Annotated in this window: 14 protein-coding genes; 11 read left to right on the top strand and 3 right to left on the bottom strand. The window is 53.0% G+C overall.

The window, feature by feature from the left end; all coding sequences use genetic code 11:
* The first annotated feature begins 122 nt into the window (after positions 1-122).
* From ACMYSL_RS13945 to ACMYSL_RS13920, 6 genes are all read left to right on the top strand, one after another.
* A complete protein-coding gene (locus ACMYSL_RS13945; RefSeq protein WP_434663592.1) occupies positions 123-1,268 on the top strand; it encodes an iron-containing alcohol dehydrogenase in 1,146 nt (381 codons plus the stop codon).
* 19 nt (positions 1,269-1,287) lie between these two features.
* Complete coding sequence (locus tag ACMYSL_RS13940; RefSeq protein WP_110274136.1) at positions 1,288-2,172, top strand: dihydrodipicolinate synthase family protein; 885 nt, start codon at positions 1,288-1,290, stop codon at positions 2,170-2,172.
* A 225-nt stretch (positions 2,173-2,397) separates the two neighbouring features.
* Positions 2,398-3,159 (top strand): TerC family protein, encoded by a 762-nt coding sequence (locus tag ACMYSL_RS13935; protein ID WP_434663590.1) that lies wholly within the window; start codon positions 2,398-2,400, stop codon positions 3,157-3,159.
* Positions 3,160-3,189: 30 nt separating this feature from the next.
* Positions 3,190-4,365: a sialidase family protein gene (locus tag ACMYSL_RS13930; protein WP_182238943.1), complete on the top strand. Its 1,176-nt coding sequence runs from the start codon at positions 3,190-3,192 to the stop codon at positions 4,363-4,365.
* Entirely contained in the window at positions 4,362-4,832 is a 471-nt protein-coding gene (locus tag ACMYSL_RS13925; RefSeq protein ID WP_182238945.1) for a YhcH/YjgK/YiaL family protein, read from the top strand. The genes ACMYSL_RS13930 and ACMYSL_RS13925 overlap by 4 nt, the downstream gene beginning before the upstream one ends.
* A gap of 16 nt (positions 4,833-4,848) precedes the next feature.
* Complete coding sequence (locus ACMYSL_RS13920) at positions 4,849-6,129, top strand: SLC13 family permease (protein ID WP_182238947.1); 1,281 nt, start codon at positions 4,849-4,851, stop codon at positions 6,127-6,129.
* A 278-nt stretch (positions 6,130-6,407) separates the two neighbouring features.
* Here ACMYSL_RS13920 and ACMYSL_RS13915 read toward each other — a convergent pair whose 3' ends face one another.
* Positions 6,408-7,199 (bottom strand): PhzF family phenazine biosynthesis protein, encoded by a 792-nt coding sequence (locus ACMYSL_RS13915; RefSeq protein ID WP_304259424.1) that lies wholly within the window; start codon positions 7,197-7,199, stop codon positions 6,408-6,410.
* Positions 7,200-7,404: 205 nt separating this feature from the next.
* Here ACMYSL_RS13915 and ACMYSL_RS13910 point away from each other — a divergent pair, with 205 nt between their 5' ends.
* Complete coding sequence (locus ACMYSL_RS13910; protein WP_112214275.1) at positions 7,405-8,604, top strand: sugar transporter; 1,200 nt, start codon at positions 7,405-7,407, stop codon at positions 8,602-8,604.
* Positions 8,605-8,859: 255 nt separating this feature from the next.
* Here ACMYSL_RS13910 and ACMYSL_RS13905 read toward each other — a convergent pair whose 3' ends face one another.
* Positions 8,860-9,528 (bottom strand): MarC family NAAT transporter, encoded by a 669-nt coding sequence (locus ACMYSL_RS13905; RefSeq protein WP_110274128.1) that lies wholly within the window; start codon positions 9,526-9,528, stop codon positions 8,860-8,862.
* Between the two features lie 261 nt (positions 9,529-9,789).
* Here ACMYSL_RS13905 and marR point away from each other — a divergent pair, with 261 nt between their 5' ends.
* From marR to ACMYSL_RS13885, 4 genes are all read left to right on the top strand, one after another.
* Positions 9,790-10,224 (top strand): multiple antibiotic resistance transcriptional regulator MarR, encoded by a 435-nt coding sequence (gene marR / locus ACMYSL_RS13900; protein WP_110274127.1) that lies wholly within the window; start codon positions 9,790-9,792, stop codon positions 10,222-10,224.
* Between the two features lie 17 nt (positions 10,225-10,241).
* Entirely contained in the window at positions 10,242-10,622 is a 381-nt protein-coding gene (gene marA / locus ACMYSL_RS13895; protein WP_004102351.1) for an MDR efflux pump AcrAB transcriptional activator MarA, read from the top strand.
* 30 nt (positions 10,623-10,652) lie between these two features.
* Entirely contained in the window at positions 10,653-10,871 is a 219-nt protein-coding gene (marB, locus tag ACMYSL_RS13890; protein ID WP_112214277.1) for a multiple antibiotic resistance protein MarB, read from the top strand.
* Positions 10,872-11,173: 302 nt separating this feature from the next.
* Positions 11,174-11,719, top strand: coding sequence for a hypothetical protein (locus ACMYSL_RS13885; protein ID WP_434663583.1), 546 nt, complete (start codon positions 11,174-11,176; stop codon positions 11,717-11,719).
* Between the two features lie 63 nt (positions 11,720-11,782).
* Here ACMYSL_RS13885 and eamA read toward each other — a convergent pair whose 3' ends face one another.
* A complete protein-coding gene (gene eamA / locus ACMYSL_RS13880; protein ID WP_434663581.1) occupies positions 11,783-12,676 on the bottom strand; it encodes an O-acetylserine/cysteine exporter in 894 nt (297 codons plus the stop codon).
* Positions 12,677-12,824 lie beyond the last annotated feature (148 nt).

The raw sequence follows: 12,824 nt of genomic DNA, 5'->3' as shown, positions 1-12,824 counted from the left end.
TGATTAAATGTGAGCAAGCTCAAGTTATTAAACCGCCGTATAAATTATAACTTCACCCACAATGTGAGTGACCCGAATAACGGATGATTAAATTTAATCATTCATAAGACAGGAGAAAGGAAGTGGCAACCATTAACAGCACTCTGATTAGCGGCGCGGGCGCGTTTACTGCCCTGGTTCCGTTGCTGGCAGGTAAACAGCGCATTTTGCTGATTACCGACGCCAACGTCGGCAAACTTGACGCTGCTCAGCAGATCCGCGCGATTCTGGAAGGCGAAGGACGTCAGGTACAGGTGATTGATGCGGTCCCTGCCGAGCCGAGCCAGCATGATATGGCGCAGATCCAGAACCTCGTTGGCGCAAGTCAGCCGGAGTTAGTAGTCGGTATTGGCGGAGGTAGCGTCCTCGACGTGACCAAACTGCTCTCCGTTTTGCTGCATCCTTGCTCGCCGGGGCTGGACGCGCTGCTGGCAGGTGAAAAGCCGCAGCAAAAAGTGATGTCGCTGTTAATTCCTGCCACGGCGGGCACCGGCTCCGAAGCCACGCCGAACGCGATCCTGGCGATCCCGGAACAGAACACCAAGGTGGGAATTATCTCCCCGGTTTTGCTGCCGGACTATGTTGCCCTGCTGCCGGAACTCACCACCAGCATGCCTGCGCATATCGCCTCTTCGACCGGCATTGACGCGCTGTGCCACCTGATTGAGTGCTTTACGTCAACCGTCGCTAACCCGGTCAGCGATAACGCGGCGCTAATTGGCCTGCGCAAGCTGGTACGCAATATCGAGCTTTCGGTGACCGAGCCGCAGAATCTGACCGCGAAGCTGGAAATGCTGTGGGCCTCATATTATGGCGGCGTGGCAATTAACCATGCGGGCACCCATCTGGTCCACGCCCTCTCCTATCCGCTTGGCGGCAAATACCATCTGCCGCACGGCGTGGCTAACGCTATCCTGCTGGCCCCTTGTATGAAAGTGGTGCGTCCGCACGCGGTAGCGAAGTTTGCGCAGGTCTGGGATCTGATCCCCGATGCCGACCAGACCTTCAGCGAGGAAGAGAAATCTCATGCGCTGGTTGAGTGGCTTGCCGCACTAGTAAAACGCCTGCAGCTACCAGATAACCTTGCCGCGCTGGGCGTACCGCAGGAGAGCATCGGCGAGCTGAGCGAAGCGGCGCTTAACGTCAAACGTTTAATGAATAACGCGCCGTGCAGCGTGAGCCAGGATCAGGTCCAGGCGGTTTATCGCACCCTATTTCCAGAACAATAACACCAGGGAAGAAATGAGAATGAGCAATGCAATTACTGGCGTACTGACCGCCATTGTGACCCCTTTTACCGCCGATGGCGCAGTGAATATTCCGGCGCTGAAGCAGCAGGTTCAACGTCAGCTCGCCGCAGGAAACGGTATTTTCTGCGGCGGTACCAACGGCGAGTTCTTTGTGTTGAATGAAGCGGAAAAAGTCGCCGTTGCCAAAGCCTGCGTTGAAGAAGTGGCCGGGCGCGCCCACGTGGTAGCGCATATTGGCGAAGTGTCGACTCGCGAAACTATTCGTTTAGGTAAGCAGATTGAAAAGCTCGGCGTCGATGCGGTCTCGGTGATCACGCCGTGGTTTGTGCCACTCAAGCAGGATGAGCTTATCAGCCACTACACCGCCATCGCTGACGCCCTGAGCGTTCCGGTATTTCTCTACAACATTCCGGCGCGTACTGGCAACACCATCGAACCGCAGACAGCGCGCACGCTGGCAAAACATCCGAACATTATCGGCGTCAAAGATAGCGCTGGCAGCTACGAAAGCCTGAAGGGTTTCCTTGATGCGGTGCAGGATATTGCCGATTTCGACGTGCTGAACGGTCCTGACTCGCTGATCCACCAGGGCTTCGTTGACGGCTGTTCCGCCTGTATTTCCGGGCTGGCCAACGTCGCGCCGAAAGAGATCAACGCCATCTGGGCAAACTTTAAAGCGGGTGATGTTGACGGCTCCCGTCTGGCTCAGGAGAGCGTGACAGGACTACGTACCGATCTTTATAAAGTCGCGTTCTCCCCGGCAGCAGTGAAAAAAGCACTGCAGCTGATGGGCCATGAAGTTGGCGATAGCCGCTATGCGGTCAGCTTTACGCCAGCGCAGTGTGAGCAAATTAAACAGGTTATTGCTAAATATATTTCCTGACGAAAACAGAAATAACTCCGGTGCTGTTTTAAACGAAAAGCAGCACCGACAATATTCAAGATTATATACCCTAAATAATTCGAGTTGCAGGAAGGCGGCAAGAGAGCGAATCCCCAGGAGCTTACTGGAGTAAGTGACTGGGGTGAGCGAGTGCAGCCAACGCGCATGCAGCTTGAAGTATGACGGGTATATACGATGTCTTACGTAGCGTAAGGGATATTTTTAATGTTTATATGGATGCTTGACCCAGATATATGGTTGACGCTGGTTACGCTCACCTTTCTGGAAATTATTCTCGGGGTCGATAATATTATTTTCCTCTCGCTGGTGGTGGCAAAACTTCCGCCGCATCAGCAAAATATTGCCCGTAAGTTGGGATTAAGTGGCGCGATGGTAATGCGCGTGTTATTGCTGGTGTCGATTGCCTGGCTTGCACACATTACGGTTCCGCTGTTTACCATTGCAAATTTTGTGGTGTCGGTGCGCACGATCATTTTATTTGTTGGCGGTTGTTTCCTTATTTACAAATCGTTGCAGGAGATCCGCGGCGAACTGATGCAGGAAGAAGAGTCGCACGGCGGTAGCCAGCGGCAGCTCTCACTGGCAGGCGCTATCGTGCAGATCATGCTGCTGGATATTGTCTTCAGTCTGGACTCTGTGATCACCGCTGTCGGTTTGTCACAACATATTTTCATCATGATTACCGCCGTGATTATTGCCGTGGGCATAATGATGTTCGCCGCCAAAACCATTGGTGATTTTGTCAATAATACGCCGACGATGAAAATGCTGGCATTAACCTTTTTGTTGCTGGTCGGCGCATTACTGGTTGCCGATAGCCTGGACGTCCATATTGCGAAGGGATATCTCTATTTTGCTATTTTCTTCTCCCTGACCGTAGAAACATTAAATATCGTTCGCACTAAAAAAATCATTAAGGCTTCGCAGCAGGATGAAGCTTACGACTCATTACAGCTCAATAAATAAAACCCTACTGAATAATAATGGAGTATGAATATGTCTGTAGTAACCGCAATTCGTGACGGGATGATTTGTCAGCATGAACAAGATGCGCGTGTGGAAACCGCGATGCTGCCATCATCTTGCCCGCAAAACCATGCAGCTAACCTGCTGCCGCTGCCGGACGGCTCGCTGATGTGCGTGTGGTTTGGCGGTACCCAGGAAGGCGTTGCCGATATCTCCGTTTGGGGCTCGCGCCTGCTCCCGGAAAGCCGTCAGTGGAGCGATGCGGTGAAACTGTCCACTGACGCCAGCCGCTCCGAGCAGAACCCAGTGCTGTTTCTGGCCCCGGATAACGTGCTGTGGCTGCTGTGGACCGCGCAGATCTCTGGCAACCAGGACACCGCCATCGTGCGCTACCGCCAGTCGACCGATCTGGGCCAGACCTGGGGCGAAATTGCCACCCTGCTCGACAAACCCGGCACCTTTATTCGCCAGCCGATTACGGTGCTGGAGAACGGTAACTGGCTGCTGCCGGTGTTTTATTGCCGCACTCAGCCGGGGGAAAAATGGGTTGGCAACGATGATATCAGCGCCGTCAAAATTTCCTCCGACCAGGGCAAAACCTGGCGCGACGTCGAAGTACCGCAAAGCCTCGGCTGCGTGCATATGAATATCACCGCCCTGCCAGGCGGCACGCTTGTCGCACTATTCCGCAGCCGCTGGGCCGACAATATCTACTACAGCCAGTCGGTAGACCATGGCGAAAGCTGGTCAGTACCGGAACCGACCGAGCTGCCTAACAACAACTCCTCGATCCAGGTGACCACCCTTGCCAGCGGCGAACTGGCGCTGGTGTTTAACCACATGAGCGCAGCCGGGGCGCTGGAACGTCGTGCGTCGCTTTACGATGAAATCGACGATGGCGATAACAGCCGCAAAGAGCCGGAAGTCACCAATGGCCGTACCGCTTTCTGGGGCGCACCGCGCGCACCGATGACCGTGGCTATCTCTGCCGATGGCGGTAAAACCTGGCCGTGGCAGCGTAACCTCGATGAAGGTGACGGCTACTGCATGACCAATAACTCGCTGGATAAACGTAACCGCGAGTTCTCCTACCCGAGCATTAAACAGGGCGCGGACGGTTCTCTGCACATTGCCTACACCTGGTTCCGCCAGGCGATTAAATACGTGCACGTTTCCCCGCAATGGGTGAAGGAGTCCGCCCGATGATCGTCGGAAATCTTGACGCCCTGCCGCTGGCAGGGCTTCCCCCCGCGCTGTGGCAAATATTGTCGCACCCGGACGCTTCGCTACAGGCGCTAAGCGCCAGGGAAGACGGACGCTGGCAACCGGAGGGTTGTGGCTGGTTTTGCAATATCGGCGAGGCGCATACCCAACCTGCCGCACAGCGCCACACCGAATATCACCATCAATGGGCCGATATTCAGGTGATGCTGTCAGGCTGCGAGGTGATTAACGCGGGAATGCAGGCTGTCGCATGCGATGGCGATGAAGAGCGCAAACCGGATCTGTTTATCGCCCGTGATTGCCAGCATCCGGTAGCCATCACCCTGCACGCAGGTGATTTTGCAGTCTTCCTGCCTGGCGAGCCCCATCAGGCGCTGTGCGCGGTTGACACGCCAGCAACGGTGCGCAAAGCGGTCTTTAAGGTGCCGCGCGAAATGCTGGAAGGGTAAATAAGGAGATAGAAAAATGACAATGGAAATGATTCTGGCGCTGGGCATCCTGGTGCTGATGATCGTGTTGATCATGTCGGACAAGATGGCCTTTGGCGCACCACCGCTGCTCGCCTGTCTTTTACTGGTGGTGACCGGGCTATCAAACGTTCAGCAGGCCTTTGCCGGTTTTGTGAACTCAAGTGTGATTATGATCGCCGGGTTTATGGTGGTGATGGCGGCGCTCCAGAAAACGCGCCTCATCGGCAACGTGAAATCCTCAATGGTCAGCCTGGTCAATAAAGGCAGCTACAAGAGCTATGCGCTGCTGCTGGTGATTGTGATGATTGGCGCGAGCCTGGCGGGTACCGGTTCAACCGGCTACTACGTGCTGATTCTGTCGCTGGTTTCGACAATCCCCTACAGTAAAAAGCTGCCGACCTCAAAGCTGATGATGCCGTTGGGTTTTGCGACCAACCATCCATTAATCCCGATTAACGTCGCGCTGCTGTTTGGCGTCACCGCCACGGTGCTGCAAACTGCGGGTTTCACCGCAGAAATTTCGATGGTGAAATTCGCGCTGGTGAATCTGGTGATGTCGCTGGCGTTTCTGGCCTGGTGCCTGATCTCGTATCGTTTTTTACCCGATCACCCGATTGCCGATGCGTCTGAGGAAGCGATGTCGGTACGGGAAGAGGAAGCCGTCACCCTGCCCGCGTGGAAAGAGTACTGTACCGTGGGGGCATTTGCCATCAGCGTTGTCGGTATGATGCTGATGAATCAGTTGGGTAATATCGCCTATGTGGTTCCGGGTCTTGCCGCCGCTTTTGTGATGATGATTAACGTCGTCGACTTCAAAGAGGTGCGCGATCATATGGGCGCGCCGGTTATTCTGATGATGGCGGGGGTTATCGGCGTCGCCGATGCGCTGGCCGGCACCGGCTTTACGGCGATGGTGGGTGATGCGGTAGCAGGCGTTCTCGGCGCTAACGTTTCGCCGTTCCTGTTTATTTTTATCTTTGCGCTGCTGACCAGTACATGTTCCACATTTACCGGCTCCAACATGGGTTCGGTGTATATCTTCGCGCCCATTGCTATCGCCGCCTGTACCAGCCTCGGCCTCAACCCGACCGCTGCCGCCATCGCGGTAGTCATTTCGGGCTGGAACGGCGGCTATATGCCAATTGACGGTATGCCGGCGATGATACTGGGAATGGGAAAATATAAGCTGCCGGAGTTCTGGATATTCTCCGTGCCAATGTACTTAATTCGTATTCTGGCATTATGCATCGGCGCTATCGTGATATTTCCAATGTAATTATCAAATAAGAGCAGTTGTCGTATGACCCGCTAGTGGCTCTGGTTTTTCGTTGAGTACGCAGCACTCTTTTGCCCGTACCCCCTACGGACACGGGATCGGCATAATTTTTTTGCCGATCCCGCATTATTTTCATCACCCGTATTCGCTTATACCCTAAATAATTCGAGTTGCAGGAAGGCGGCAAGAGAGTGAATCCCGATGAGCTTACTCTGGTAAGTGATTCGGGTGAGCGAGCGCAGCCAACACATCTGCAGCTTGAAGTATGACGGGTATATTTAGCGCAGCGTTATGGTGCCGATTAAATAGGTTGTCGCCTGGCCGCCAATCAGCACCCGGTCACCCTGCCACTGGCAGCGTAGATCGCCGCCGCGAGCGGATACCTGCCGCGCCTGCATCTCCGTTTTACCAAGCTTCTCGCCCCAATACGGGATCAACATGCTATGCGTCGAGCCGGTCACCGGGTCTTCCCACAGCGACTCCCCCGGGCAGAAGAAGCGGCTGACAAAATCATACTCATCATCTGCGGCGCTAATACAAATCATTTTACCCAAGCGCTGAAGCTGGTGCATATCCGGTTGTACCGCTTCTACCTGCTGACGATCGCGTAAGATCACCAGGTAATCGCGAGCCACGCGTACTTCCTGCGCTTCGCTTAGCCCCAGACCGGCAAGCAGGTCCGCTGGCGGCTGTTCGACGACCGTCGTCGCCCATGCCGGAAAATCAAGCGTCAGCCAGTCGCCGCTGCGCGTCACGCGAAGCTCGCCAACGAAACGGGTACTAAAGATAATCGTCGATGACGGATAGTCGAGGTACTCAAAGATGACGTGCGAAGCCGCCAGCGTCGCATGGCCACAGAGATTAATTTCGTGCAAGGTGGTAAACCAACGCAGCTCATATCCTTCATCAGTACGAACAAAAAACGCGGTTTCCGACTGATTGTGCTGCTGAGCCATTTTCAACAACGTTTCGTCCGGCAACCATTCGGTGAGCGGGCAAACTGCCGCCGCGTTGCCGCCAAAGTTGTGGTCGCTGAACGCATCGACCAGATAAAAGTTAATTTCCTGCATTATTCTGCCCTTTCATTTTTTTTACTTATCGATAACATGACATAAATGCAGTAAATGCACACGTTCTATAGAGAAATTAATCTGTTAGCGCCTTTTACCCTACCAAAACAAAAATGAGACACGCGTCACAAAATGATTGTATTTTCAGCAGCAATCGTTTTAAGATCGTGCCACTTCTTTCCTCTTAGTAACCAGCCCTGAACTTATGATTACAGACACGGTTTCACGCAAGGTCGCGTGGCTTCGCGTAGTCACGCTTGCGATTGCGGCATTTATCTTTAATACCACCGAGTTCGCGCCCGTGGGCCTGCTGTCGGATATCGCCGACAGTTTTGGCATGGAAACGGCACAGGTCGGGATCATGCTGACCATCTACGCCTGGGTCGTCGGCCTGATGTCGCTGCCCTTTATGCTGTTGACCAGCAAGATGGAGCGCCGTCGTCTGCTGGTTGGCCTGTTTATTCTGTTTATTGCCAGCCACGTGCTGTCGTTTCTGGCATGGAACTTTAACGTTCTGGTCATCAGCCGTATCGGCATCGCTTTCGCCCATGCGGTGTTCTGGTCAATTACCTCGGCGCTGGCTATCCGTATGGCCCCTGCAGGTAAACGCGCTCAGGCCTTGAGTCTGATTGCCACCGGTACCGCGCTGGCGATGGTCTTTGGTATCCCGATTGGGCGCATAGTGGGGCAATATTTTGGCTGGCGTACCACCTTCCTGGTGATTGGTGTGGGCGCGCTGATAACCATGGCTTGCCTGATTAAACTGCTGCCAAAACTGCCGAGCGAGCATTCCGGTTCGTTAAAAAGTCTGCCGGTACTGTTCCGTCGTCCGGCGCTGCTCAGCATTTATTTACTGACGGTGATTGTGGTGACCGCGCACTACACCGCCTACAGCTATATTGAACCGTTTATTCAGACGGTCGCCGGTTTAAGCGGTAACTTTGCCACCGTGCTGCTGCTGACCCTGGGCGGCGCGGGCATTGTCGGCAGTATTCTGTTTGGTAAGCTCGGCAACCGCCATGCATCCGGCTTGATTAACGCCGCAATTGGCCTGCTGTTGGCGTGTCTGTTGCTGCTGTTGCCGGCATCGCATAATGCCAATCACCTGATGCTGCTCAGCGTCTTCTGGGGCGTGGCAATCATGATTATCGGCCTTGGAATGCAGGTAAAAGTGCTGGCGCTGGCACCAGATGCCACCGACGTGGCAATGTCGCTGTTCTCGGGGATCTTTAATATCGGTATCGGCGCGGGCGCGCTGGTCGGCAGCCAGGTCAGTACTCATCTGTCGATGGCGTCGATTGGTTACGTCGGCGCAATCCCAGCCCTCGTGGCTCTGGTGTGGGCAGTGATGATTTTCCGCCGCTGGCCGGTCTCACTGGAAGATCAGCAGCCACATCACTCCTGATTATTTGAGTAAAAAAAGCCTGCCGATCGCTAGAAAGGCAGGCTTTTTTACGTCTTCAGATCGTGCCGAACCCCCTGCTGTGTGACATAAGGTTAGAGTCCAGCCTGTTTTGGTTACTGTTCTCGCATTTTTGTCGGGTGGCGGCTGGCGCCTTACCCGACCTACGAAAACCAAATCCGGCGCAGATCTGTAGGCCCGGTAAGGCGCTAGCCGCCACCGGGCAATTCAAGAAGGCAGATTTTTTTACGTCTTCCGTCAGGCGTGATAAGTAGAGACGATCTCCAGCACGCCATTAATAATAAACTGCACGCCCATACAGACCAACAGGAAGCCCATCAGGCGGGAGATAGCCTCGATGCCGCCCTTACCCACCAGACGCATAATCGCCCCGGAGCTGCGCAGGCAGCCCCACAGAATGAGTCCGACCAGCGCAAACGTCACCGGCGGCGCCACCATCACCACCCAATCAGGAAAGTTAGCGCCGTGCTTTACCGTCGACGCAGAGCTGATGATCATCGCAATGGTCCCCGGACCTGCTGTACTTGGCATCGCCAGCGGGACAAAAGCAATGTTAGCCGTCGGTTCGTCTTCCAGCTCTTCTGATTTCAGCTTGGCTTCCATCGAATGGTGCGCTTTCTGCTGTGGGAACAGCATGCGGAAACCGATAAAGGCGACGATCAGTCCCCCGGCAATACGCAGTCCAGGAATCGATATTCCGAAGGTGTTCATCACCACCTGTCCGGCATACCATGCCACGATCAGAATAGCGAACACATAGACAGAGGCCATCAGCGACTGACGGTTACGCTCGGCATTGTTCATGTTCCCGGCAAGGCCAAGGAATAGCGCCACGGTAGTCAGCGGGTTTGCTAGCGGTAGGATCACGACCAGCCCCAGGCCTATCGCTTTAAAGAGATCCATCATAGAAAATTAAGGTCCTGTAAGTGTTGGATTATCAAAAAATGACGCGCCCTGAGTATATCGTTTGCCGCCAGGTTGTTGCCAGTTTCCCGCAGAACGCATTCATCAATCAGTAAAATCATAAGACAGCAATGTTAAATAGAGTGACCTGAGTCACAACGATTCGTTTTAGCAAATCGTGGCATCGGCCAATCAATCAGTTTGACTTATATTTGCCTAGGCAATAATATCCCCAGCAACTAAGTCATTGCCTGGGCAACCATTGTGAAAAGTACGAGCGACCTGTTTAACGAAATGATCCCCCTTGGTCGCTTGATCCAGATGGTTAACCAGCAGAAAGATCGCCTGCTCAACGACTACCTCTCACCGATGGATATTACGTCCACCCAGTTTCGGGTGCTCTGTTCCATTCGTTGCGAAGTGTGTATTACCCCCGTTGAGCTGAAAACCGTGCTCTCGGTCGACCCAGGCGCAATGACGCGCATGCTTGACCGCCTGGTCTGTAAAGGCTGGATTGAACGGTTACCCAACCCCACTGACAAGCGCGGCGTGCTGGTGCAGCTAACAGCAGACGGCGCAGCCCTTTGTGAGCATTGTCATCAGGTTGTGGGTCAGAAATTGCACCAGGAACTAACAAAAAATCTGTCGGCAGATGAAGTGGTCACTCTTGAGTATTTGCTCAAAAAAGTTCTGCCGTAATAAGAAGAGGTAAGATGATGTCCAGACGTAATAACGACGCCATCACTATCCATAGTATTTTGTCGTGGATTGAGGATAACCTGGAATCGCCCCTGTCGCTGGAGAAGGTTTCAGAGCGCTCAGGTTACTCCAAGTGGCACCTGCAAAGAATGTTTAAGAAAGAGACCGGTCACTCGCTGGGCCAGTATATCCGCAGCCGTAAGCTGACTGAAATTGCGCAGAAGCTCAAGCAAAGCAACGAGCCGATTTTGTATCTGGCCGAGCGTTATGGCTTTGAATCGCAGCAAACGCTGACGCGGACTTTCAAAAACTATTTCGATGTGCCGCCTCACCAGTATCGCATTACCAATGTACCGGGCGAGTCACGGTACCTGCTTCCACTAAATAACTGTTGTTAATCGCCTGCAAAAAGACGTATTGAGGAAATCATGAAATTATTCGCTTCCGCCGCCATCGTGCTATTGGCGCTGGTCTCCAGCCAGAGTTTCGCGGAGCAAACCACCACTCCGGTTCGTCACAACAATCGGGATGCGATGATTATTCCTTCCGAACATAATGATTCGCCGTTTGATTTCAATCACATGGCTTCGGGCAGTGATAAATCAGATGAATTAGGCGTGCCGTATTACAACCAGCAAGGCCTGTAAAATCCCTTTTAGCCCCGGCAACGGGGCTTTTTTTTATCCCCGCGCACAAGAAAACCACATCCCGCCACTTCACTCAACGTCCTGATCAGAAAACTATCGCCCATATATAAGTGAGCATTATCGTCCACCGACGATATAGCAGGATAATTTATCGCTAAATCCGAATTTGTAGCGATAGCGTACTTTGAGCAGTTTTTTTGCTATTTAACCTACCGATCGGTTTGTAAAATAGTCTGCGTGCAAGTTGATAATAATGAATAGAAAAATTCACCGCCTAACCTACTGATTCAACAGGGTTCCCAATGAGATGGATTAATTTTATTACAGGGCGAAATTTAAACGCGTTAATTGGTTACTTTAAATCCCCCAATCCAACTGACGTAACAGAACACGCACTTAACGAAATATGGCTTAGACAGAGGATGGTAAATCCCCTTCCTGTTGTCGCGGTAATGATGTTATTACTTTTTTCATTTTTGCTGCCATTTCAGATGGGACTTTATGCCTTTGTTCTTCCACCAGCCATCTGGGTCTCAATCCTGTTCCCACCGGTCTTCATCGTTTTACTGGTGGTGATTTTTGCCATGAAATCAATAATTAAAGGCAGAAAATGGGCGGTCACTGCATTCAAATATCTGTTTTTTATCAACTGTTTATTGTTCTTAGCATCATTATGCCTATCTTTTCATGCAGATAATATTCACGGAAAAATAATCATACTTATTGCCGGAATGTTGCTGTGGTGCAGGGTTTTACTCAACAGCCGTTCTTTCTCAACGACAGTAAAATTCTTTATTCATAAAAAATTGGCCTGGAAAGCGATTAAAGAAGTATCAAGCCAGATATAGCTGTCACCGCCGTTTTGCCGGATAACGCCTTATCCGGCTTACAAATTCGACTGTTTCCTCAGATTACGCCATGCCCGGACGCACGATCCGCAGGCCAAACACGTTGATATACAGCCCGGCCATAATTAGCACCGCACCCAGCAGTTGCAGACCGTTTAGCGTCTCGCCAAGCAGCAGCGCGGCGCTGGCCATTCCGACCACTGGCACCAGCAGCGACAGCGGCGCCACGCGCCAGGTTTCATAGCGTCCGAGTAGCGAACCCCAGATCCCATAGCCAACAATGGTGGCGATAAACGCCAGATACAGCAGCGAGAGGATCGTCAGCAGATCGATATGCAGCAGACTTGCCGCCATCACCTGAGGGCCGTCGAGGAGCCACGATGCCAGCATAAACGGCAGCACCGGGATCAGCGCGCTCCACACCACCAGCGACATAATCGGCGGTCTGCTCTCGTGCGACATGATTTTCTTGTTAAAAATATTGCCGCAGGCCCAGCTCAGCGCCGCCGCCAGCGTCAGCATAAAACCCACCAACGGCACATGCTGGCCGCCAAGGCTGGCTTCCACCAGCACCAGCACACCAAAAATCGCCAGTGCGATCCCCGCTACCTGTTTACCCTGCAACCGTTCACCGAAGACAAATGCCCCGAGAATAATGGTGAAGAAAGCCTGAGCTTGCAGCACCAGCGATGCCAGCCCGGCAGGCATGCCGAGGTTAATGGCGCAAAACAGGAAGGCAAACTGACCGAAGCTTATCGTCAGGCCATAGCCCAGCAGCAGGCGCAGCGGAATTTTCGGCCGGGCGACAAACAGCAAGGCAGGGAACGCCACCAATAAAAAACGCAGTCCGGCAAGCATCAGCGGCGGCATGTTATGCAGCCCCATCTTGATCACCACGAAATTCAGCCCCCATACCACGACCACCAGCAATGCCAGCAGCCCGTCTTTACGCGTCATAACCTGCCTCGGTTGTTATTGGAATTTTTGTGAACAAAATCAAAGTACCGAATAATTCGCCCGACGCATAGATCATTAATTTCGGTAGGGCCCTGGTGCCCTTTTCATCACCGAAGGGAACTATACAAGCCTCGGTTAGCGTGCTATT

Source organism: Klebsiella sp. MISC125 (genome assembly GCF_051131775.1).
Classification (GTDB): domain Bacteria; phylum Pseudomonadota; class Gammaproteobacteria; order Enterobacterales; family Enterobacteriaceae; genus Klebsiella.
Note: the sequence above shows the minus strand (reverse complement) of the source record. Positions and strands in the feature narration are given on the sequence as shown.

Coding starts and splice junctions, on each gene's coding strand:
- ACMYSL_RS13940 (WP_110274136.1), top strand. CDS start 1,288: ATGAGCAATGCAATTACTGGCGTACTGACCGCCATTGTGACCCCTTTT.
- ACMYSL_RS13935 (WP_434663590.1), top strand. CDS start 2,398: ATGTTTATATGGATGCTTGACCCAGATATATGGTTGACGCTGGTTACG.
- ACMYSL_RS13930 (WP_182238943.1), top strand. CDS start 3,190: ATGTCTGTAGTAACCGCAATTCGTGACGGGATGATTTGTCAGCATGAA.
- ACMYSL_RS13925 (WP_182238945.1), top strand. CDS start 4,362: ATGATCGTCGGAAATCTTGACGCCCTGCCGCTGGCAGGGCTTCCCCCC.
- ACMYSL_RS13920 (WP_182238947.1), top strand. CDS start 4,849: ATGACAATGGAAATGATTCTGGCGCTGGGCATCCTGGTGCTGATGATC.
- ACMYSL_RS13915 (WP_304259424.1), bottom strand. CDS start 7,199: ATGCAGGAAATTAACTTTTATCTGGTCGATGCGTTCAGCGACCACAAC.
- ACMYSL_RS13910 (WP_112214275.1), top strand. CDS start 7,405: ATGATTACAGACACGGTTTCACGCAAGGTCGCGTGGCTTCGCGTAGTC.
- ACMYSL_RS13905 (WP_110274128.1), bottom strand. CDS start 9,528: ATGATGGATCTCTTTAAAGCGATAGGCCTGGGGCTGGTCGTGATCCTA.
- marA (WP_004102351.1), top strand. CDS start 10,242: ATGTCCAGACGTAATAACGACGCCATCACTATCCATAGTATTTTGTCG.
- marB (WP_112214277.1), top strand. CDS start 10,653: ATGAAATTATTCGCTTCCGCCGCCATCGTGCTATTGGCGCTGGTCTCC.
- ACMYSL_RS13885 (WP_434663583.1), top strand. CDS start 11,174: ATGAGATGGATTAATTTTATTACAGGGCGAAATTTAAACGCGTTAATT.
- eamA (WP_434663581.1), bottom strand. CDS start 12,676: ATGACGCGTAAAGACGGGCTGCTGGCATTGCTGGTGGTCGTGGTATGG.